Below are 20327 nucleotides of genomic sequence, written 5' to 3'. Positions count from 1 at the left end.
ACGTGAGCGAAACAGCCTTGCCTAAAGATGAAGCTCAGCCCGCGCTTGATGCGCCTGCTGAGACCCCGGTCACTCAGCCTCGCCGTGGCAACGGCCTGGCCGTCTTTGCTTTGCTGCTTGGCGCTGCCGGTGTTGCGGCCGGCGGCTGGGGGATCTGGCAAGTCCGGGCCCTGCAAGCGAGCAGCCAGCAACAGATGGGGCAGGTGCGCACTCTGGATGAGCAATCCCAGAGCATCGCGCAGGCTCAACAGCAATTGGCCGCGCGCCTGGCACAATTGCCGGGCGCTGATGAGCAGGAAGAACGCCGTCGGTTGGTAGCGCAATTGCAGGGCGACCAGCAACGCCTGAACCAGCGCCTGGAAACTGTCCTGGGCGCCAGCCGCAAGGACTGGCGCCTGGCTGAGGCCGAGCACCTGCTGCGTCTGGCCAGCCTGCGTTTGTCAGCGTTGCAGGACATCAACAGCGCCCAGGCGCTGGTGCAGGGCGCCGATGAGATCCTGCGTGAGCAGAGCGATCCAGGCTCCTACGCCGCCCGTGAGCAGTTGGCCAAGAGCCTGGCAGCCTTGCGCAGTGTCGAGCAGCCAGACCGTACCGGGCTGTACCTGCAACTGGCGGCGCTGCGTGACCAGGTGGTGCAACTGGCCGCCGTATCCCCGGAATATCAACTGCAAGAAAGCCCGCAGGGCCGTCCAACTACCGACACTGACAGTCGCTGGAGTCAATGGTGGGAGCAGATATCCCGCTACTTCCGTATCGATTTCAATCCTGACGATAACGTTCGCCCACTGCTGGCAGGCCAAGGCTTGAACCAGGTGCGCCTGGCCCTGAGCCTGGCGCTGGAGCAGGCGCAATGGGCCGCACTCAATGGCGAGCCGGCGGTGTACACCCGGGCGTTGGGCGAGGCGCGCAGCGTATTGCAGGGCAACTTCAACCAGGACAACCCACAAAGCCAGGCCATGCTGGCGCGTATTGCCGAGCTTGAGCCCAAGGCTGTCTCGGTGGTGACCCCGGACCTCGCCGCAAGTTTGTCCGCGGTGCAGGCTTACCTTGAACGCCGCCATCAGTCTGGCGATGAAGCCAAGGCTTCCGCCGGTAAGCCGGCGACCCAGGAGTAAAGCCGATGAAGCGTTTCTATGTGGTCCTGGTGCTGGCGATTGCCCTCGCCCTGGCGCTGGCGGTGGGCATCTCGAAACACACCGGCTATGTACTGATCAGCTATCCCCATGTGCTGCATTACGAGTCCGGCCTGTGGTCGACCCTGGTGGCGGTGTTTGTCGTCGGCCTGGCGATCTATCTGTTGCGGGTGCTGCTGGGGTTGGTGACGACCTCCGGTGGCGTGGTCAATCCCTGGTCGCGGCGCAATCGCAGCCGGCGAGTACAGGTGGCTATCGAACAGGGGCAGATGGACCTGGCGGAAGGGCGCTGGGCCAGTGCCGAACGGCACTTGCACCGCGCGGCGGAGGCAGAGCGCCAGCCATTGTTGTACTACCTCGGCGCGGCGCGGGCGGCCAACGAGCAAGGGCGTTATGACGAGTCCGACAGCTTGTTGGAGCGGGCCTTGGAACGCCAGCCCCAGGCCGAGTTGGCGATAGCCTTGAGCCACGCGCAGTTGCAGATGGACCGTGGCGACACGGACGCTGCGCTTGTGACGCTGCAAGCCATGCATGAACGCCACCCGCACAACGCCCAGGTCTTGCGCCAGCTCCAGCGCCTGCACCAGCAGCGTGGTGACTGGCCCTCGGTGATCCGGCTCTTGCCGGAGTTGCGCAAGGATAAAGTGCTGCCAGCCGCTGAACTGGCAGATCTGGAGCGCCGGGCCTGGGGTGAAAACCTGAGCCTGGCCGTCCAGCGTGAAGAGCATGGTGAAGCGGGCCTGCAATCCCTTGAGCGGGCCTGGCAGCAATTGACCTCGGCCCAGCGCCAGGAGCCGCAGTTGGTGCTGGCCTATGCCGAGCAGTTGCGCCAATTGGGCGCGGATGCCAAGGCCGAAGAGGCTTTGCGTGGTGCCCTCAAGCGCGGGTACGACAGCCACCTGATCCGGTTGTATGGCCTGCTGCGCGGTGGTGATGCGGCGCGGCAACTGAAGTTTGCCGAGGGTTGGCTCAAGGATCATCCTGGGGATGCCAGCCTATTGCTGACATTGGGCCGGCTCTGCCTGCAAAACAGTTTGTGGGGCAAGGCGCGGGACTATCTGGAAAGCAGCCTGCAAGTACAACTCAATCCCGAGGCCTGTGCCGAGTTGGCGCGGTTGCTGGCGCAGTTGGGTGATACCGAGCGCAGTAATCAACTGTTCCAGGAGGGCCTGGGGCTGTTGGACAGCCGTCTGCTGGCTTCGCCGCTACCGGTGCCTGCACGGGTTTAACGTAGGATGTTTTGAAGGGTTGGCTCGGAAACATCTGGCAACCAGCCCTTCAAAACCCCTTGGCTTGCAGGTCTTAGGGGCTTGAGGTGGTTTCCCACATAGCGCCACGTAAAGTTACCCGTCCTCTGACGGGATATCCCAGTGATCTCGCGGAAGCGTCTGCTCCAACGCATATTGAAAGGGGTAAGGTCTTTCCTCTACCGTAACTGCCTATCTCTTGCGTTACGGATAAACAATGTCTCTGGCCCCCTCACGCTCCCTGTTCCTCCTGGCGTTCATGGCCGGTGCGCTGACGTTGGGTGCGTCTTTTTACCTGGAATACGGGGCTCTTTTGCGGCCTTGTTTCCTGTGCCTGATCCAGCGCAGCCTGCTGGCGGTGTTCACCCTGATCAACCTGATAGCGGCGATCCATGGTCCCAAGCGCGTGGGCATCTACCTGTACTGGGCGGCGAGTACAGGCTGTGCGTTGCTCGGCGCAGTTACTGCGGTGCGCCAGGTGTTGTTGCAGAACATCCCGCCTGACCAGATGCCCAACTGCTGGCCAAGCCTGGAATACATGATCGAAAACCTGTCGCTGGGGCAAGCCCTGCAATTGGCATTCAAGGGCACCGTCGACTGCGTGGAAATCAACTGGACGTTGTTCGACTTGAGCATTCCGGAATGGAGCCTGCTGTTCTTCGTGGCCATGCTCATGCTGGGGGTAACGCAATTTTCCCGCCTGTTGTCCGATCAGAATTTGCGATTTATGAAGCACTGATTGGGTGGGGTGGTTCGTAGGATGGGATTAAACACTTGTATGAACTTTCTGGCCTGCGTACCTTGAAGCCATAGTCGTGGGGGCATAATCTGGCCCGCACGCGATGTTGAAACAGTTTGTTCGATGCGGCTTTGTCCGCTTGCCGCTTTATCCTCGACGTATTGCGCGGGCAAAAGCGGCACCGCCCATAAGGGAAGAGATCATCATGTTGGAAAGTTGTCAGAATGCTCAGGAACGCTGGGGTGGTGTGCATAAGCTGATCGACAGCTGGTTGAAGGCACGTCACGAATTGGTTCGGGCCTTTGATGCGCTCGGTGAGAAGCCCGAAGCGCTGGCTGAGAACCGTGTGCCTCTGCAGGACTTCTGTGGTGTGCTGGTGGATTACGTCTCGGCAGGGCACTTCGGGGTCTATGAGCAATTGACCAAGGAGGCCGAGGCCTTCGATGACCAGCGTGGTCTGGACTTGGCCGAGACCATTTACCCGCGTATCGATGTCATCACCGAAAAGCTCCTGGCCTTCAACGACCTGTGCGACAAGGGTGAGTGCGTTGCTGCGAAGTTCAAAGAGCTTGGCGGCTTGCTCCATGAGCGTTTCGAACTGGAAGACTGCCTGATCGAAGTGCTGCACAACGCCCACAAGGAAGAGCCTGCAACCCAGGCGTGACCCTCAGCGGCAAGACAAAAAAACGGTGCGCATGAGGCACCGTTTTTTGTTGGGTTCAGGCACCGGTTGCGAGTAGCTCAATCTCGAAAACCAGTGGTGTGTAAGGCGCGATCAACTCGCCCGCACCCTCGGCACCATAGGCTTGTGCCGATGGAATCACCAGGCGCCACTTCGCGCCCACTGGCATCTGCTGCAATGCGCTTTGCCAGCCGTTGATCACACTGTCCAGGCGAAACCATTGGGGCTGGGCACTCTGGTCGAAAATCGTTCCGTCGGGCAATTGCCCCACATACTTCACTTGAATCCGATCATGGGCGCCTGGCTTTTTCCCGCTGCCGGGGGCCAGCTCCGTGAGCAATATACCGTCGGCCAATTCACGCACGCCGATCCGGGCTTTTTCTGCGCTCATGAATTGTTGTTCGGCGGCGAGGGCCTTTTCGCTTTGCGGCACTTGGGGCCCGTTGCTGGCCTGCGCTTCATGCTGGGCGAGAACCTGTGCGATGCGTGCGTCATCCAGGGCCAGGGGCTTGCCTTGATAAGCTTGCTTGAGGCCATCGAGCAAGGCCTGGATTTGCAGGTCGGGGACTTCCTGGCGCAGGCGTTCGCCAAGGCTGGCACCCAGGCTGTAGGCCAGGTCGTGGCTGTCCTTGGACGCCGCAGGCTCAGTCGCGTTGGCCACTGAAAGCGACAAACCCAGGATGAAAAAAAGGTAACGCGACATGGGTATTCTCCAGCCGAAAGTGCGGTGGATTATGCCAGTGTGCAGGGGTAAAGAATGGAGTGGTTTTGCGTTATATCGATAAGAATTTTTGTGCGGTGCAACGCAACGCATTCGATACTGTCAACATGCCCTAGCGGCGGTAAGAGCAGAGGGCTAGTATGAGCCGCACCCACGTCAGCCAGGAGGTAAACCATGTCGGCCAAACAGAAGCCTGTTAATACCCCGTTGCACTTGCTCCAACAACTCTCGGGCAGCCTGCTCGAACATTTGGAAAGTGCTTGCTCCCAAGCCTTGGCTGATGCAGAGAAATTGCTCGCCAAGCTGGAAAAGCAACGCGGCAAGGCTCAAGAAAAACTGCATAAGTCCCGCACCAAACTGCAAGACGCCGCGACTGCCGGCAAAGCCAAGGCGCAAACCAAAGCCAAGGGCGCCGTGAAAGAACTTGAGGACTTGCTCGATGCTCTCAAGGATCGTCAGTCCGAAACGCGCACCTACATCCTTCAACTCAAGCGCGATGCCCAAGAGAGCCTGAAATTGGCGCAGGGTGTCGGGCGTGTGAAAGACGCGGTGGCCAAAGTGTTGAGCACTCGTGCACCAGCCAAGGCAGCTGCTGCCAAGGCGCCGGCCAAGCCGGCTGCTAAAAAAGCGCCTGCGAAACCAGCCGCCAAGCCGGTCGCCAAAACCGCCGCTGCGAAACCTGCGGCCAAGCCAGTTGCTAAAACTGCTGCTGCGAAACCAGCCGCTAAGCCAGCTGCCAAAACCGCCGCTGCGAAACCTGCGGCCAAGCCAGCTGCCAAAACCGCCGCTGCGAAACCTGCGGCCAAGCCAGCTGCCAAAACCGCCGCTGCGAAACCCGCGGCCAAGCCAGCTGCCAAAACCACTGCTGTGAAACCAGCCGCCAAGCCAGTTGCTAAAACCGCCGCTGCGAAACCAGCCGCCAAGCCAGCTGCCAAAACTGCTGCTGCGAAACCTGCGACCAAGCCAGTTGCCAAAACTGCCGCTGCGAAACCAGCCGCCAAGCCAGCTGCCAAAACCGCTGCCGCGAAACCAGCCGCTAAGCCAGCTGCCAAAACTGCTGCCGCGAAACCAGCCGCTGCAAAACCGGTCGCAAAACCAGCCGCCAAGCCTGCTGCTGCAAAACCGGTCGCAAAACCAGCTGCCAAGCCAGCTGCTGCAAAACCGGTCGCAAAACCAGCTGCCAAGCCTGCCGCTGCGAAACCGGCCGCCAAACCAGCGACCCCTGCCGCACCGGCAGCTCCAGCCGCTACCACCGCACCGGTCAGCAGCACGCCTGCCCCGGTAGCAGGCACCACCCCAACCAGCGCTTCCTAAGTGCCGGTGGCCGCGGCGCGCAGCTGATGCAGCGCGTCGTGGTCGAGGTTGGCGGCTTCGGTCGCCAGTCCTTCAAGCCATGCCTGGTTCGTGGCGCGTTCCCCCATTGGCCAACCCTGTGCCAGCGCCTCCAGACGTAATAGCAACTGCTGTTCGGCTTCCAGCTCCAGAGCCTTGACTCGCTCGCGCAACGCTCCCAGTTCCACATCCTGCTGTGCCATGGCGCGCCATTGCTTGCGTATCCTGCGCAAGGGCTCCACAACGTCTGCCTGCCAAGGCTCGGCGATTGTTCGCAGCGCCTGTACGCGTCCAGGTTCAGGTGCGACCCTGCGCTGTTCCAGCCAGAGCCCGCACAACAACAGACACACATCCGCCCCTTGTTCCTGCAAGCGCAGGCAGGCCTCTTCAGCATCCGCGCGGGCGTAGGTCGAGAGGGCAAAGCTCCACAGGTCAGCGCACATGTTCACACCCAAGCCAGCGGCCAACGAAGCTGGTAGACTCCGCCGCCATTATGATCCGACTTCAAAGCCTAACATTACAGCGTGGCCCGCAACGTCTTCTTGAAGACGCCGAGCTGACCCTGCACGCCGGTCACAAAGCCGGCCTGATCGGTGCCAACGGCGCCGGCAAATCCACATTGTTCGCCCTGCTGCTCGGTGAGCTGACCCCGGATTCCGGGGACTGCCTGCTGCCAGCCGACTGGCGTATCGCTCACATGCGCCAGGAGATCGACACCCTGGACCGCATCGCGATCGACTACGTGCTCGATGGCGACCTGCGCCTGCGCCAGGTGCAACACGACCTGGCCGAGGCCGAGAAAGCCCAGGACGGTGCCGCCCAGGCCCGCCTGCACTCGGAACTCGACAGTGCCGACGGCTACACCGCCGACGCCCGCGCGCGCAAGATGCTCGCCGGCCTGGGCTTCACCAACGAGCAGATGGACCGCCCGGTCGCCGACTTCTCCGGTGGCTGGCGCATGCGCCTGAACCTGGCCCAGGCCCTGATGTGCCCGTCGGACCTGTTGCTGCTCGATGAACCGACCAACCACTTGGACCTCGATGCGATCCTGTGGCTGGAGGATTTCCTCAAGAGTTACCCCGGCACCTTGCTGCTGATTTCCCACGACCGGGATTTCCTCGACGCCGTGGTCGATAACATCGCCCATGTCGAACAGAAGAAAATCACCCTCTATCGCGGTGGCTACAGCGCGTTCGAGCGGGCTCGTGCCGAGCGCCTGGCCCAGCAGCAACAGGCCTTCGAGAAGCAGCAGGCGCAGCGTGCACACATGGAAAGCTACATCGCCCGGTTCAAGGCCCAGGCCACCAAGGCCCGTCAGGCCCAGAGCCGGATCAAGGCCCTGGAGCGCATGGAAGAGCTGTCGGCGGCCCACGTCGACTCGCCGTTTGACTTTGTATTCCGCGAGTCGGTGAAAATCTCCAGCCCATTGCTGGACCTCTCGGATGCACGCCTGGGTTATGGCGACAAGACCATCCTGGAGAAGGTCAAGCTGCAACTCACGCCGGGCGCGCGCATCGGCCTTCTCGGTCCCAACGGTGCGGGCAAGTCGACGCTGATCAAGAACCTGTCGGGCGAGCTTTCGCCCCTGGCCGGCCGCCTGACCCGTGGCGAGAACCTGGTGGTGGGCTACTTCGCCCAGCATCAACTGGACTCCCTCGATGCCAAGGCCAGCCCGCTTCTGCATTTGCAGCGCCTGGCGCCGACCGAGCGCGAGCAGACCCTGCGCGACTTCCTCGGCGGTTTTGACTTCCGTGGCGCACGCATCGATGAGCCGGTACTGAATTTCTCCGGCGGCGAAAAAGCCCGCCTGGCCCTGGCCCTGATCGCCTGGGACCGGCCAAACCTGCTGCTGCTCGACGAACCGACCAACCACCTGGACCTGGAAATGCGCCTGGCACTGACCATGGCCCTGCAGGAATTCAGCGGTGCGGTACTGGTGGTGTCTCACGACCGCCACTTGCTCAAGAGCACCACTGATAACTTCCTGCTGGTAGCCGATGGAAAAGTCGAAGAGTTCGATGGCGACCTGGACGACTACGCCCGCTGGTTGACCGACTATCGCCTGCGCAATGCGCCGGTCAGCAACACCCCGGTCAACCCGGACAAGACCGACAAGAAAGCCCAGCGCCAGGCCGCAGCAGCCCTGCGCCAGCAGTTGGCGCCACACAAGCGCGAAGCCGACAAGCTTGAAGCCGAGTTGGGCAAGGTCCACGAACGCCTGGCCAAGATCGAGGCCAGCCTCGGCGACAGCGCAGTCTACGAAGCGGCCCGCAAGGATGAACTGCGTGACCTGTTGGCCGAACAGGCCAAACTCAAGGTGCGCGAAGGGCAACTGGAGGAGGCCTGGATGGAAGCCCTCGAGCTGCTGGAAGGCCTGCAAGCGGAGCTGGAGGCACTGTCCTGATGGAAGCCTTGCAACTGCCGCTGCCAGCGCAATGGGTCGAGCCGGTGTGGGTCGGCGTGCAAATCCTGCTGATCCTGCTGGCCGGGTACCTGGCGCAACGCTTTGTCGCCAAGGGCCTGACGCGCCTGGGCGAGCGCTACCCGTTCCCGCCGCAACTGCTGATGCCACTGCGCGGTGGCCTGCGCTGGCTGATCATGGGCAGCGCGCTGATCTTCGTCCTCGGACGCCTGGGGGTGTCGGCCACCGTGCTGTGGACCGCGTTGTCGGGCTTCGTGGCCGTGGCGGCCGTGGCGTTTTTTGCCATGTGGTCGGTGTTGTCCAACCTGCTCTGCGCGATCCTGATCTTTACTGTCGGGCCGTTTCGCCTGGGCGACGTGGTGGAGTTGGTGGATACCGTCGACAAGCCTGGCGTCAAAGGCCGGGTGATCGCGATCAACCTGCTTTACACCACGCTGATCGAAGTGGCCGAAGCGGGCACCGACAGTGCCGTGGTGCAAGTGCCCAACAGCCTGTTCTTCCAGCGTTCGGTACGCCGTTGGCGCGGCAGCGATATCAGCCCCTTGCCTTAAAATTCTCTAGCCAGTCCTCGGCCCTCGGAGTTAGCTTAGTGCTCACAACGAATTTGCTACGAGGTGTGTAATGGCGCTCGACACATGGCTGGCCTTTTTCCTGGCCAGTTGGATCATCAGTCTCTCTCCCGGCGCGGGCGCCATCGCCTCGATGTCCAGCGGCCTGCAATACGGTTTTGTGCGCGGCTACTGGAATGCCATCGGCCTGCAACTGGGCCTGGCGATGCAGATTGCCGTGGTTGCCGGCGGCCTTGGGGCAGTGCTCGCGGCATCGTCTACGGCGTTCTACGCGATCAAATGGTTTGGCGTGGCTTACCTGGTGTACCTGGCGATCAAGCAATGGCGCGCCTTGCCCATGGACCTGAGCGATGACGCCGCCGTGCGCCCCATCGGCAAGCCCATGGCGATGATGTTCCGCGGGTTCCTGGTCAATGCCAGCAACCCCAAGGCCCTGGTCTTCATGCTGGCAGTGCTGCCGCAGTTTGTGAACCCGCAGGCGCCGCTGCTGATCCAGTACTTGATCCTCGGTGCGACGATGATCGGCGTGGATATGATCGTCATGGCCGGCTACACCGGGCTGGCGTCGAAAGTGTTGCGCCTGCTGCGCACGCCCAAGCAGCAAAAGCGCGTGAACCGCACGTTTGCCGGGTTGTTCGTGGGCGCTGCGGGTTTCCTTGCCAGCTTGCATCGCGCCACGGCCTGACTGAACAAACCTCATCAAAACTGTAGGAGCCGGCTTGCCGGCGATAGCGGAGTATCAGTTGGCATCTATTGCACTGACCCACCGTTATCGCCGGCAAGCCGGCTTCTACATTGCGTTTGGTCAGCGCAGGATCTTCGGCGCTTCGTCCCTTGGCAGGTTGTTGTGCCATGCTGGCTGGCCGGGCTCTTGATAGCCGCTGCCCAGTTGTTCTTGTAGCTGGCGTGCCACGTCCTCACCCAAGGCTTTCGACACTTCCCTCACCACCCGCGGCCGGTTCAGGTTCACGCGCACATCACGACGGCTCACCAGCTTTGTGTCCTGGCCTTCACCCATGGCCGTAAACGCCGAGGTGATTTCATAGGTGCGCGTATTGATCAGACTGAAATCCGCCACGACCGCCAGCCCCAGTACTGCTGAATAGCTATGGGTGCGATCCAGGGCGTTGATGTCCCGGGTGAAGTCGATAGCCGATAAGGTGCCAAACAGCACATAGTCGGCCCCTTTGAAGTGGCCAGCCTTGATCCGTTTGATCACGTCGTACACATCGCCCTTGGCTTCGCTGGTGTAGGGCGTGCCCTGGACCAACTGGAACTGGTGCGACTTGAGGATCTGGCCCTTGATATCGCCGCTGAATGTACGCAGCTCGCCCTGTTCGATGTAGCTGTTGCGGCTTTCGAATTCGCTGTAGCTGGACGCGCCACTGGCGTTATAGGCACTGGCCTGGAAGTTATTGCCGGCTGCGACGGTGTGGATGTATTCCTCCACGCGCGCCTCGTAGGCCAGGTCCGTAACGGCGATTTTCGGCGCCGCCCACGCGCCAACGCTGCACAGCAGGGCGATGATGCCGATCCATGGGCGCATGGCTTAGCGCTCCGTGGTTTTGCGGATTTCTTTTTCGTCCATCCATTCGGCCAGGCCGCTTTCGACGTCGACCAGTTGCAGGCTGAACTTGTAGAACACGTCCTTGTAGTCGGCGCTGCGCTTGACGATGGAGCTGATGGAGCCTTCCAGGCGGTACTTGGCAGCAATCATGTTGCCGGTCTTGCTGACCGTGGACTTCTTGTACAGGCCGCTCTGGTTTTGCAGCTTGAGCTGGTCCACCTGGCTTTGCATGTCGGTGTTGTCGCTGGCGAAGCGGGCGGTGCCGGTCTTCATCAGTTGGGTCTTGATCGAGGTGGTGATCTCGCGGGTATCGATGTACTCGCTGGTCTTGTTCTTCACGTCATACACCTGCACCACCGGGCGGCCCTGGAGGATGCCGGACTGCGCCAGGGAGCGGGTCATGCTCTCGGCGATCATCTGCAGGTCGGTGGAGCCGAACTCGTTGGTCACCAATTCCACGGCCTTGGTATCGCCGTAGCTGATGTTTTTGCCGCCGATGACTGGCGAGGTGTTGGCACAGCCGCTGGCCAGGACGGCAATGACGGCGAGGAACGAAAAGCGTGCAAGCATGGGAAGGTTTCTCGAAAGCTGAATGGGAGGCTGCCTCAAGGCGTTTTCACTTCAAGGCGGAAGTCGGCGGCCTGGGGCAGGTTGGCGATGGCCGGCAGGAAGGTGGTCTGGTTGGCGTAGAGGTTCAGCACTTTCCAGGTCTCTTCATTGCCCACCGGGAAGCCATCGGCGCCCAGCCAGGCGAAGCGGTAATACATCATCTGGTTGCTGCTGGTGATGTTGCTCAGTTGCACCTTGGCCGTCAGGAAACCATTCTCTCGTGCCACCCGAATGGCGCCGACGGCGATGCCCTTGAACGTGCCCATCACCACGACTTTGCTCGCGGCGCTGCCGGGCTCCGGCGGCGGGGTGGCGCAACCGGCGAGGAAGACCAGCGCCAGGGCGCCGAGAATGAAATGACGCATAGCGTGCTCCTTAAGGTTGTTTGAGGCTGGCGACGGCCTGGGCTGGATTACTCGCGACCCCATGGGCCGCCAGACCGCTGGCGAATACCTGGTTGCCGACCACGCGCAAGGTGATCACCTGGTGGCGTTGCTCGGCCTTGACCGTCACCCGTGTGCCGCCCAAGGCATTGGGCAGGCTCACTTGGTGCTCACCGTGCTTGAGGCGCAGGCGCGTGACTTGGGTCATGTCCGGCAGGGTGCGCCAGGTGCGGGTGTCGGCGCCTTCGGTGACGGCGGAGGCGATGCCCAGCATCAGGCCGGCCATCGGGTTGGTCTGGTTCAGGTTCTTTTGCGTCACACCCCGGCTGATGGCGCGCACGGTAGTACGCAGGATGATCCCCGGCATGTCGTCGCGCAGGGCGCGGCGTGACATGGACGTCGTGCTGTTGAGGGCCGTGAGATTCTGCTGCCGGCCATCGACGCCGATCTGCGCAAAGGTGGCCGTCGAGGTGTCTGGCTTGATCACCGGGAACGACAGTGGGGTGATTACCCAATGCCCGTCGATAGGGATCGGCAGTGGCAGGCGGATCGAGTCGCGGGCCGGCGCCAGGCCGCTTTGCACCACGATCAGTACGTCGCTTTCGTCATCCGCCACGCTGGACGCATCCAGATCGAGCAGGGCCTGTTCGAGCAACGGTGTATTGGGGCGCAATTCAGCGGCCTTGCGATAGCCCGGCGCGGCCAGGTCCTTTTCGCCCAGGGCTTCGTAGACGAAACCGGCCAGGTAGTGACTGAATGCACTCTGGTAGCTGTTCTTCAGGGCTACCACGTCCGGCGCGTCGAGGCTCTCCACCGGGTAGCCGCGCAGGTCCTTGAACTGGGTGGCTATGCCCTGGCGCTCGGCTTCGTTTTCGCGCTTGAGGTATTGCTTGTCCCGCAGTTCGGCGATCACGGCTTCGCGTTCGTGGGTTTTCTTGATTTCAGTGCGGGCGCCGTCGAAGTCATTGACTGCCAGCAGGTTCAACGCCATCTGGGTGGTGAGCATGACTTTTTCATAGTCATACCCTTCGTAGCGCCGCACCTTGTCGTTGACCAGGAAGCTGCCAAATTGCGCCAGATAGCGTTCGCTGTCGAACTTGACCGACTCTTCCCACTTGTAGACCACTAGGTCCGCGCGGTGCCAGGCCGCCTGGCTGCCGGCCAGGTCGCCCTTGGCGCGCAACAGCTCGCCTTTTTCGAAGTAGTAGAGAAGGTCTTTGTCTTCGCTGCTGTTGTTCTTCTCCAGCAGGGTCAGCGCGCCGTCGACGTTGCCACTGGCCAACTGCTGGTTGGTGGCTTGCAGTTCAGTGTCGTAGCTGCGCAACATCGAACAGCCCGGCAGCAGCGTGGCCGCCACAAGGGCAAGGGAGGTGAAGACGCGAGATGCCATTGAGGTGCTGCTTCCCTGAGCGTAATCGGCCGAAGGTGCTGGTCGGGCCGAGTAACCAATCGCAGGAAAGGCTTCTCCTACATATTCCTCATAAAAAGAGGAGCGCAAATGCCGATTCGCGCTAACGAAGGCGGCGCATTATAGGCTGCGATAATGGCAAAACAATGGCTTTTTGGAGGCGCTCTTTAAGGTTTGTGCCACTATCCTGGCAGCTGATTTCAACCGCCAAGCACTAACGCCTTGAGTCAAACCCATTAACATTCGACAATATGTTACTTCTTGTTTCCATCCGAGATTCATTCATGACTGCCCCTTCCCGTTTTCTCGCCTGGCTGTTGTTGCCGGCGTTGGTGTCGTGCAGCTTCAATCTGCTGGCTGCTACCGCAGAAGGTGCCCCCCAGGCCCTGCATTTACTCGACTACATCGGTGCTGACTATCCGCCGACGGTGGAGGCGGGCAAGGTGGTCGATGAGTCTGAATACCGTGAACAGGTAGAATTTCTAGGCGTGTTGCAGGGGCTGGTGGCGCAGTTGCCTGACAAGCCCGAACGCGCAGGCCTGGTCAAAGGCGTCGATGAGCTGTTGGTCGCCGTCACCCACCACCAGGATGGCAACGCCGTGGCGCGTCAGGCGCGGCAGTTGGGCGCTCAACTGGCGGCGGCCTATGAGGTCAGCCAGGCGCCGGCCATCACCCCGGACCCGACTCGCGGTGCGCCGCTGTACGCCCAGCACTGCTCGGTGTGCCATGGTGATGCCGGGGCTGGCGATGGCCCGGCCGGAGTCGGCATGACCCCGCCGCCGGCCAACCTGCGTGATGTGCAGCGCCTGGACCGCCTGAGCCTCTACGGTATCTACAACACTTTGGGCCTGGGCGTCGAAGGCACTGACATGCCGTCGTTCGCCGACCAGTTGGATGACCGCCAGCGCTGGGACCTGGCGACCTACATCGCCGGCTTCACCGCTGACCCTGCGGCGGCGAAAAGCGAAAAATCCTTCAACTTGGCCGACCTTGCGCGTCAGACCCCGGAAGAAGTGCTGGCCGCCGAAGGCCCGGATGCAGTCCGTGTATTCCGCGCACAGCGGGCGCAGCCGCCGCAGGTGCAGCGTGGCCCGGCGCAATTGCTCGATTACACCGCTGCCACGTTGGATAAGAGCCTGGCGGCGTTTCGCAGCGGCGAGCATGAGCAGGCCTACGACCTGTCGGTAGCGGCGTACCTGGAAGGCTTCGAACTGGTTGAAAGCTCCCTGGATAACGTCGATGCCAACGTGCGCAAGGACACCGAGAAAGCCCTGATGGCTTATCGGCAGTCGTTGCAGGATGGGCTGCCGATCGAGCAGGTTCAGCAGCGCCTGGACGTGGCCAAGGGCAAGCTCACTGAATCGGCCGGCCTGTTGGGGGGCGACGGCCTGAGCTGGTCGTTGAGTTATATCTCGGGCTTGCTGATTCTGCTGCGCGAAGGCTTGGAAGCGATCCTGGTGCTGGCGGCGATCCTCGCCTTCCTGCGTAACACCGGCCAACAATCGGCAGTGCGCAGCGTCAACGTCGGTTGGGGCCTGGCATTGGTGGCCGGTGCGGCGACCTGGGCCCTGGCGGCGTACGTGATCGATGTCAGCGGCGCCCAGCGCGAGTTGCTGGAAGGCTGCACGGCGCTGTTTGCCAGCGTGATGGTGCTGTGGCTTGGCGTGTGGATGCACGACCGACGCCATGCGGCCGCCTGGCAGGACTACATCAAGAGCAGCCTGGTCGGCGGCGGTGGGCGCTTTGGGTTTGCGATACTGGCGTTCTTCTCGGTGTACCGCGAATTGTTCGAAGTGATACTGTTCTACGAAACCCTGTGGCTGCAGGCCGGCCCTGCCGGGCATAACGCTGTCCTGGCCGGTGGCGCCACGGCGCTGGTGCTGCTGATAGGCCTGGCGTGGATCATCTTGCGCGGCTCGGCGAAGTTGCCGCTGGCGCTGTTCTTCGGGATCAACGCGGCGCTGCTGTGCGCGTTGTCGGTGGTGTTCGCCGGGCATGGCGTCAAGGCGTTGCAGGAAGCTGGCATCTTCGGCACCCGACCGGTGGCGTTCTTTGACTTCGATTGGCTGGGCATCCATGCCGATGCGTATTCATTGAGTGCGCAGGCGCTGGCGATCATTGCGATTGTGGTGTTGTACAGCCGCAGCCGCCTGGCCGAGAAGCGCCGGGTGACGGCTTCCTGAGCACGCCACGGTAACAAGCAAGGTAGGGGCTGCTGGGTGTAACTGATACACCCAGGCGCCTGCATCGCCGGCAAGCCAGCTCCTACAAGCCGCCCAAGGTGACTCAGTCGTTCTCGTGGGTCAGTTCCAGTACCCGGTCCACCAGCTTGTTGATCCCCGACGCTACTTCACTGATGTTCCTGGCCAGCATATAGGCCGGCGTGCTTACCAGTTTGCGCGCCTTGTCTTCGACGATCTCGTCCACCGTGCATTCCTGGTGGGTGGCGCCCATCTTGTCCAGGGCCGCCGCCGTGTCGGTGTCATTGCCGATGGTGCAGGTCACGCCTGGGCCGTAGATTTTCGCCGCCAGCGCCGGTGAGATGCAGATCAGCCCCACGGGCTTGCCTGCTTCGGCAAAGGCTTCGGCCAGTGCCAGTAGATCCGGGTTGACGCTGCAGCCAGCGCCTTCGACAGCAAAGTTCGACAGGTTCTTCGCCGCGCCAAAGCCGCCAGGCACGATCAGGGCGTCGAATTCCTCCACCTGGGCTTCGCGAATGTCCTTGACCTCACCTCGGGCAATACGCGCCGATTCCACCAGCACATTGCGCGATTCGGGCATTTCTTCGCCCGTGAGGTGGTTGATCACGTGCAGTTGCGCGATGTCCGGGGCAAAGCACTGAACCTGGGCGCCGCGTTGGTCCAGGCGCAATAAAGTGATCACGCTTTCATGGATTTCAGCACCGTCATACACGCCACAGCCGGAAAGGATCACTGCAATCTTTTTGCTCATGGGCATTTCTCCTGATTTATGGCGTTAAATGTCTACTTATTTGTCGAGCATTGCCAATGGGACATCGGGCCATCGCCCCTAATCTTCATGTAACAATAAATGACTGGGCGGGCCCATGGAATCCTTCCCTTGCACAAGGCTGGCTTTCGAAAGTTGGGCGTAACTGTCCTGTGCAGAACGCTCTCTACATGGATCGCAACTGCGGCAGGGTGTTCATTTGGATGAGTTTCTGCGGATGCATGCCGACCGTGGCCCGGGTATCAGGCTGGCGTGTAGTGGCGGTGGGGCTGCCCAGCCAGCCTGTTCGGCGCGATCGACCTTTACTGTTGCAGGGACCGGCTTACTCGATTGGCGTCGTAGGCTCGGGCTTCTTCGGCTCGGCCAGTTGCTGCTGCGCCAGTTGGGCCTTCGCGGCCGCGCAGTTTTCCCGGGCCAGGCGGGCGTTACGGATGCGTCGGCGCAGCCACAGGCCCAGGCCAAGCACCAGCAGGGCGCCCAGTACCCATAGCTCGTACTTCTTGACGCTGCCCAGCATGCCTTCGAGCACCGCGCCGAAGTGATAGGCCGCTGCACCCAGTGCTGCCGCCCAGATCGCCGCACCAATGCCGTTGAGTAGCAGGTAGCGTCCCGGCGGATAGCCCGACAGGCCGATGGCCACGGGCATGACCGTGCGCAGGCCATAGACGAAACGGAAACTCAGCACCCAGATATCCGGATGCCGGCGGATGTGCTCCAGTGCGCGGTCACCCAGCAGTTGCCAGCGTGGCTTGCGCGCCAACAATTTGCGCCCATGCTTGCGGCCCATGAAGTACCAGAGCTGGTCGCCGGCATAGCTGCCGAAGAATGCCACCACGACCACCACGTTGATATCCATGTATCCGCGGAACGCCAGGAAGCCTGCGAGAACCAGGATGGTCTCACCTTCAAAGAACGTCCCCAGGAAGAGGGCAAAGTAGCCAAAGTCATTCAGAAATTGTTGGAGCATTGTCTGGGTGCTGGCGAAATGAACGCGCAGCCTACGCCTTCGCGAACATTCATGAAAGTATCGAGATGTGTCACGAAGTGAACATTTCCTACATAAACCATGAATGCGGCTACAGGTCGCATGCCGTTCGTATGAGTAAGCACAACTGTCATTCCTTCGTCATAATGGCCGCTTATAACTGTCACGCTCGCCCGTCAAGCCGGGCTCAGGAGTCTGCCGTGAGCTTCACCCCCGCCCAACGCCTGTTTCCCGCTACCCGCCTGCGCCGTAACCGTCGTGATGATTTTTCTCGCCGCCTGGTCCGTGAAAACGTACTGACGGTGGATGATCTGATCCTGCCGGTGTTCGTGCTGGACGGCGAAAATCGTCGGGAAGCCGTAGCGTCGATGCCAGGTGTCGAGCGCTTGAGCATCGATCTGCTGCTGCAAGAGGCTGCGCACTGGGTAGAACTGGGGATCCCTGCGTTGGCGCTGTTCCCGGTCACGCCGGCCGGGCTCAAGTCCCTGGACGCTGCCGAGGCCTGGAACCCCGAAGGCATTGCCCAGCGCGCGACCCGTGCCCTGCGCGAGCGTTTCCCGCAGTTGGGGGTGATCACCGACGTGGCACTGGACCCGTTCACCACCCACGGGCAGGATGGCATTCTGGATGAAGAGGGCTACGTGCAGAACGACATCACTGTCGATGCACTGGTCAAGCAGGCGCTGTCCCATGCCGCAGCGGGCGCCCAGGTGGTGGCGCCGTCGGACATGATGGACGGCCGTATCCAGGCGATCCGCGAAGCCCTGGAACTGGCCGGGCATGTCAACGTCCGGATCATGGCCTATTCGGCCAAGTACGCCAGTGCCTACTACGGCCCGTTCCGCGATGCTGTCGGCTCGGCGCTGAACCTGGGCAAGGCCAACAAGGCCTCGTACCAGATGGACCCGGCCAACAGCCATGAAGCCTTGCACGAAGTGGCGGCGGACCTGGCCGAAGGCGCCGATATGGTGATGGTCAAGCCCGGCATGCCGTACCTGGATATCCTTTATCGGGTCAAGGAGGAATTCAAGGTGCCGACCTTTGTCTATCAGGTCAGTGGTGAATACGCCATGCACATGGCTGCGATTCAAAATGGCTGGCTGGGTGAAGGAGTCATTCTTGAATCCCTCACAGCCTTTAAACGTGCGGGTGCCGATGGCATCCTGACTTACTTTGCCGCCCGTGCCGCCCAATTGCTTAGAGAGCAACCATAGCCCTCACAGGAACACTCGATGAATACCGAAGGACTCACAGAAGTTGCCGTAAAAGATGCGCTCCCGGTGGTCGAACAGGTCGACGAAATTCCGCCGGAGCTTGCGCCTGAGCACCCAGCCGTGATCACGGAACCGGCGGTGGCGGCACCGCCGATCGTGATTCCGAACCTGGATGACAGCAGCCTGTACATCCACCGCGAGCTGTCACAACTGCAATTCAACATCCGCGTGCTGGAGCAGGCGCTGGATGAGTCCTACCCGCTGCTGGAACGCCTGAAGTTCCTGCTGATCTTCTCCAGCAACCTGGACGAGTTCTTCGAGATTCGTGTCGCCGGCCTCAAGAAACAGATCACCTTCGCCCGTGAGCAGGCTGGCGCCGACGGTTTGCAGCCGCACCAGGCCCTGGCCCGTATCAGCGAACTGGTACACGGCCATGTGGATCGCCAATACGCCATCCTCAATGACATTCTGTTGCCAGAGCTGGAAAAACATCAGGTGCGTTTCATCCGCCGGCGCAACTGGACCGTCAAGCTCAAGACCTGGGTACGTCGCTATTTCCGTGACGAGATCGCGCCGATCATCACTCCGATCGGCCTTGACCCGACGCATCCATTTCCGCTGTTGGTGAACAAGAGCCTGAACTTTATCGTCGAGCTCGAAGGTATCGATGCCTTTGGCCGTGACTCGGGTTTGGCGATCATCCCCGCCCCGCGCCTGTTGCCACGGATCATCAAGGTACCGGAAGAGGTCGGGGGGGCTGGCGATAACTATGTATTCCTTTCGTCGATGATCCACGCCCACGCCGATGACCTGTTCCAGGGCATGAAGGTCAAGGGCTGCTATCAGTTTCGCCTGACCCGTAACGCGGACCTTGCGGTCGACACCGAAGACGTCGAAGACCTGGCCCGCGCCCTGCGCGGCGAGCTGTTCTCGCGGCGCTACGGTGACGCGGTGCGCCTGGAAGTGGCGGACACCTGCCCCAAGCACCTGTCTGACTACCTGCTCAAACAGTTCAACCTGGCCGAGACCGAGCTGTATCAGGTCAATGGCCCGGTGAACCTGACGCGCCTGTTCAGCATCACCGGTCTGGACAGCCACCCGGAGCTGCAATACACGCCGTTTACCCCGCAGATTCCGAAACTGCTGCAAAACAGCGAGAACATCTTCAGCGTAGTCAGCAAGCAGGACATCTTGCTGCTGCACCCGTTCGAGTCGTTCACGCCGGTGGTCGACCTACTGCGCCAGGCCGCCAAGGATCCCCACGTCCTGGCGGTGCGCCAGACCCTGTACCGCAGCGGCGCCAACTCGGAAATCGTCGATGCGCTGGTAGACGCCGCGCGTAATGGCAAGGAAGTCACCGCGGTGATCGAGTTGCGGGCGCGGTTTGACGAAGAGTCCAACCTGCAACTGGCCAGCCGCCTGCAAGCGGCCGGCGCGGTGGTGATCTATGGCGTGGTGGGCTTCAAGACCCACGCCAAGATGATGTTGATCCTGCGCCGTGAGGCGGGTGAGATTGTGCGTTACGCGCACCTGGGCACCGGTAACTATCACGCCGGCAACGCCAAGCTCTACACCGACTACAGCCTGCTGACTTCCGACGACGCGCTGTGCGAAGACGTCGGCAAACTGTTCAGTCAATTGATCGGCATGGGCAAGACCCTGCGCATGAAAAAGCTGCTGCATGCGCCGTTCACCCTGAAAAAGGGCATGCTCGACATGATTGCCCGCGAAACCCAGTTCGCCCTCGACGGCAAGCCGGCGCACATTATCGCCAAGTTCAACTCGTTGACTGATCCGAAGATCATCCGCGCGCTGTACAAGGCCAGCCAGTCTGGCGTGCGCATCGACTTGGTGGTGCGTGGCATGTGCTGCCTGCGCCCTGGTATTGCCGGGGTGTCCCACAATATCCACGTGCGTTCGATCATCGGCCGCTTCCTGGAGCACACGCGGGTGTTCTACTTCCTCAACGGCGGTGAAGAGCAGATGTTCCTTTCCAGCGCCGACTGGATGGAACGCAACCTCGACAAGCGCGTGGAGACCTGCTTCCCGGTGGAAGGCAAGAAGTTGATCATGCGGGTCAAGAAGGAGCTGGAGAGTTATCTGACCGACAACACCCACAGTTGGAGCCTGCAGTCGGACGGGCGCTACGTGCGCAACACCCCAACCGGCAACCAGAATCCGCGCAGTGCGCAGGCTACGTTGCTGGAGCGACTGGGCAGCCCGGTGCTGGCCGTTCGCTGACATCCCCTTGGTGGGAGCGGGCTGGCCCGCTCCCGCGCTTGTAACCTACACCCACGACTGAGCCCTCGGACAGGGACTCCAGACTTTCCAACTGGGGGTTTGTTG

General features: G+C 61.5%; 19 protein-coding genes. 11 read left to right on the top strand and 8 right to left on the bottom strand.

Going from position 1 to position 20327, the window contains the following annotated elements; translation table 11 throughout:
- The first annotated feature begins 2 nt into the window (after positions 1 to 2).
- From HZ99_RS16290 to HZ99_RS16275, 4 genes are all read left to right on the top strand, one after another.
- Positions 3 to 1115 (top strand): uroporphyrinogen-III C-methyltransferase, encoded by a 1113-nt coding sequence (locus HZ99_RS16290; RefSeq protein ID WP_038444410.1) that lies wholly within the window; start codon positions 3 to 5, stop codon positions 1113 to 1115.
- Positions 1116 to 1120: 5 nt separating this feature from the next.
- Positions 1121 to 2362 carry a heme biosynthesis protein HemY gene (locus HZ99_RS16285; protein ID WP_038444408.1) on the top strand — a complete coding sequence of 414 codons (1242 nt, stop codon included), beginning with the start codon at positions 1121 to 1123 and terminating at the stop codon, positions 2360 to 2362.
- Positions 2363 to 2597: 235 nt separating this feature from the next.
- Positions 2598 to 3119, top strand: coding sequence for a disulfide bond formation protein B (locus HZ99_RS16280; RefSeq protein WP_038444406.1), 522 nt, complete (start codon positions 2598 to 2600; stop codon positions 3117 to 3119).
- Positions 3120 to 3324: 205 nt separating this feature from the next.
- Positions 3325 to 3783 (top strand): Rsd/AlgQ family anti-sigma factor, encoded by a 459-nt coding sequence (locus HZ99_RS16275; protein WP_038444403.1) that lies wholly within the window; start codon positions 3325 to 3327, stop codon positions 3781 to 3783.
- Between the two features lie 55 nt (positions 3784 to 3838).
- On the opposite strand, the gene HZ99_RS16270 is transcribed toward HZ99_RS16275, so the two are convergent.
- The gene (locus tag HZ99_RS16270; RefSeq protein ID WP_038444402.1) at positions 3839 to 4504 is read right to left on the bottom strand and encodes an FKBP-type peptidyl-prolyl cis-trans isomerase; all 666 of its coding nucleotides are present in this window, start codon (positions 4502 to 4504) and stop codon (positions 3839 to 3841) included.
- Between the two features lie 192 nt (positions 4505 to 4696).
- On the opposite strand from HZ99_RS16270, the gene HZ99_RS16265 reads away from it, so the two are divergent.
- The gene (locus HZ99_RS16265; RefSeq protein ID WP_038444400.1) at positions 4697 to 5836 is read left to right on the top strand and encodes an AlgP family protein; all 1140 of its coding nucleotides are present in this window, start codon (positions 4697 to 4699) and stop codon (positions 5834 to 5836) included.
- Here the strand turns inward: HZ99_RS16265 and HZ99_RS16260 are convergent.
- Complete coding sequence (locus HZ99_RS16260) at positions 5833 to 6297, bottom strand: TIGR02444 family protein (protein WP_038444399.1); 465 nt, start codon at positions 6295 to 6297, stop codon at positions 5833 to 5835. The genes HZ99_RS16265 and HZ99_RS16260 overlap by 4 nt on opposite strands.
- 50 nt (positions 6298 to 6347) lie before the next feature.
- Between HZ99_RS16260 and HZ99_RS16255 the strand changes: the two genes are divergently transcribed.
- The 3 genes from HZ99_RS16255 (at position 6348) to HZ99_RS16245 (ending at position 9530) form a co-directional block, all read left to right on the top strand.
- A complete protein-coding gene (locus HZ99_RS16255) occupies positions 6348 to 8258 on the top strand; it encodes an ATP-binding cassette domain-containing protein (protein ID WP_038444397.1) in 1911 nt (636 codons plus the stop codon).
- Complete coding sequence (locus HZ99_RS16250) at positions 8258 to 8827, top strand: mechanosensitive ion channel family protein (RefSeq protein WP_038444395.1); 570 nt, start codon at positions 8258 to 8260, stop codon at positions 8825 to 8827. Before HZ99_RS16255 ends, HZ99_RS16250 begins: the two co-directional genes overlap by 1 nt.
- A gap of 70 nt (positions 8828 to 8897) precedes the next feature.
- The gene (locus HZ99_RS16245) at positions 8898 to 9530 is read left to right on the top strand and encodes a LysE family transporter (RefSeq protein WP_038444393.1); all 633 of its coding nucleotides are present in this window, start codon (positions 8898 to 8900) and stop codon (positions 9528 to 9530) included.
- A gap of 120 nt (positions 9531 to 9650) precedes the next feature.
- Here the strand turns inward: HZ99_RS16245 and HZ99_RS16240 are convergent, their stop codons facing one another.
- The 4 genes from HZ99_RS16240 to HZ99_RS16225 are packed head-to-tail and all read right to left on the bottom strand — an operon-like array spanning position 9651 to position 12794.
- Positions 9651 to 10391, bottom strand: a complete 741-nt coding sequence (locus tag HZ99_RS16240; RefSeq protein ID WP_038444391.1) for a hypothetical protein — start codon at positions 10389 to 10391, stop codon at positions 9651 to 9653.
- Positions 10392 to 10394: 3 nt separating this feature from the next.
- Positions 10395 to 10982: a penicillin-binding protein activator LpoB gene (gene lpoB / locus HZ99_RS16235; RefSeq protein WP_038444389.1), complete on the bottom strand. Its 588-nt coding sequence runs from the start codon at positions 10980 to 10982 to the stop codon at positions 10395 to 10397.
- A 35-nt stretch (positions 10983 to 11017) separates the two neighbouring features.
- Positions 11018 to 11386 carry a YcfL family protein gene (locus HZ99_RS16230; RefSeq protein ID WP_038444387.1) on the bottom strand — a complete coding sequence of 123 codons (369 nt, stop codon included), beginning with the start codon at positions 11384 to 11386 and terminating at the stop codon, positions 11018 to 11020.
- 10 nt (positions 11387 to 11396) lie between these two features.
- Positions 11397 to 12794, bottom strand: coding sequence for a COG3014 family protein (locus HZ99_RS16225; RefSeq protein WP_038444385.1), 1398 nt, complete (start codon positions 12792 to 12794; stop codon positions 11397 to 11399).
- Between the two features lie 302 nt (positions 12795 to 13096).
- On the opposite strand from HZ99_RS16225, the gene HZ99_RS16220 reads away from it, so the two are divergent.
- A complete protein-coding gene (locus tag HZ99_RS16220; RefSeq protein WP_038444383.1) occupies positions 13097 to 14995 on the top strand; it encodes an FTR1 family protein in 1899 nt (632 codons plus the stop codon).
- Between the two features lie 103 nt (positions 14996 to 15098).
- Here the strand turns inward: HZ99_RS16220 and elbB are convergent, their stop codons facing one another.
- Together elbB and HZ99_RS16210 are read right to left on the bottom strand one after the other, a co-directional pair.
- Entirely contained in the window at positions 15099 to 15764 is a 666-nt protein-coding gene (gene elbB, locus HZ99_RS16215; RefSeq protein WP_038444382.1) for an isoprenoid biosynthesis glyoxalase ElbB, read from the bottom strand.
- Positions 15765 to 16104: 340 nt separating this feature from the next.
- Positions 16105 to 16749: a DedA family protein gene (locus HZ99_RS16210; RefSeq protein ID WP_038444380.1), complete on the bottom strand. Its 645-nt coding sequence runs from the start codon at positions 16747 to 16749 to the stop codon at positions 16105 to 16107.
- A gap of 218 nt (positions 16750 to 16967) precedes the next feature.
- On the opposite strand from HZ99_RS16210, the gene hemB reads away from it, so the two are divergent.
- Positions 16968 to 17981: a porphobilinogen synthase gene (gene hemB, locus HZ99_RS16205; protein ID WP_038444377.1), complete on the top strand. Its 1014-nt coding sequence runs from the start codon at positions 16968 to 16970 to the stop codon at positions 17979 to 17981.
- An 18-nt stretch (positions 17982 to 17999) separates the two neighbouring features.
- Positions 18000 to 20222, top strand: a complete 2223-nt coding sequence (gene ppk1 / locus HZ99_RS16200; RefSeq protein ID WP_038444376.1) for a polyphosphate kinase 1 — start codon at positions 18000 to 18002, stop codon at positions 20220 to 20222.
- Positions 20223 to 20327: the final 105 nt, after the last annotated feature.

Origin of the sequence: Pseudomonas fluorescens (assembly GCF_000730425.1) — a bacterium.
GTDB lineage: Bacteria > Pseudomonadota > Gammaproteobacteria > Pseudomonadales > Pseudomonadaceae > Aquipseudomonas > Aquipseudomonas fluorescens_X.
The sequence above is the reverse complement of the archived record's forward strand: the minus strand, read 5'-3'. Positions and strand labels throughout refer to the sequence as shown.

Excerpts from the sequence above, each read along its gene's own strand:
- HZ99_RS16255 (WP_038444397.1), top strand. The coding sequence starts at position 6,348 with ATGATCCGACTTCAAAGCCTAACATTACAGCGTGGCCCGCAACGTCTT.
- HZ99_RS16210 (WP_038444380.1), bottom strand. The coding sequence starts at position 16,749 with ATGCTCCAACAATTTCTGAATGACTTTGGCTACTTTGCCCTCTTCCTG.
- HZ99_RS16240 (WP_038444391.1), bottom strand. The coding sequence starts at position 10,391 with ATGCGCCCATGGATCGGCATCATCGCCCTGCTGTGCAGCGTTGGCGCG.
- HZ99_RS16225 (WP_038444385.1), bottom strand. The coding sequence starts at position 12,794 with ATGGCATCTCGCGTCTTCACCTCCCTTGCCCTTGTGGCGGCCACGCTG.
- HZ99_RS16275 (WP_038444403.1), top strand. The coding sequence starts at position 3,325 with ATGTTGGAAAGTTGTCAGAATGCTCAGGAACGCTGGGGTGGTGTGCAT.
- HZ99_RS16285 (WP_038444408.1), top strand. The coding sequence starts at position 1,121 with ATGAAGCGTTTCTATGTGGTCCTGGTGCTGGCGATTGCCCTCGCCCTG.
- HZ99_RS16280 (WP_038444406.1), top strand. The coding sequence starts at position 2,598 with ATGTCTCTGGCCCCCTCACGCTCCCTGTTCCTCCTGGCGTTCATGGCC.
- HZ99_RS16270 (WP_038444402.1), bottom strand. The coding sequence starts at position 4,504 with ATGTCGCGTTACCTTTTTTTCATCCTGGGTTTGTCGCTTTCAGTGGCC.
- HZ99_RS16220 (WP_038444383.1), top strand. The coding sequence starts at position 13,097 with ATGACTGCCCCTTCCCGTTTTCTCGCCTGGCTGTTGTTGCCGGCGTTG.
- elbB (WP_038444382.1), bottom strand. The coding sequence starts at position 15,764 with ATGAGCAAAAAGATTGCAGTGATCCTTTCCGGCTGTGGCGTGTATGAC.
- ppk1 (WP_038444376.1), top strand. The coding sequence starts at position 18,000 with ATGAATACCGAAGGACTCACAGAAGTTGCCGTAAAAGATGCGCTCCCG.
- HZ99_RS16250 (WP_038444395.1), top strand. The coding sequence starts at position 8,258 with ATGGAAGCCTTGCAACTGCCGCTGCCAGCGCAATGGGTCGAGCCGGTG.
- HZ99_RS16265 (WP_038444400.1), top strand. The coding sequence starts at position 4,697 with ATGTCGGCCAAACAGAAGCCTGTTAATACCCCGTTGCACTTGCTCCAA.
- HZ99_RS16230 (WP_038444387.1), bottom strand. The coding sequence starts at position 11,386 with ATGCGTCATTTCATTCTCGGCGCCCTGGCGCTGGTCTTCCTCGCCGGT.
- lpoB (WP_038444389.1), bottom strand. The coding sequence starts at position 10,982 with ATGCTTGCACGCTTTTCGTTCCTCGCCGTCATTGCCGTCCTGGCCAGC.
- HZ99_RS16260 (WP_038444399.1), bottom strand. The coding sequence starts at position 6,297 with ATGTGCGCTGACCTGTGGAGCTTTGCCCTCTCGACCTACGCCCGCGCG.
- HZ99_RS16245 (WP_038444393.1), top strand. The coding sequence starts at position 8,898 with ATGGCGCTCGACACATGGCTGGCCTTTTTCCTGGCCAGTTGGATCATC.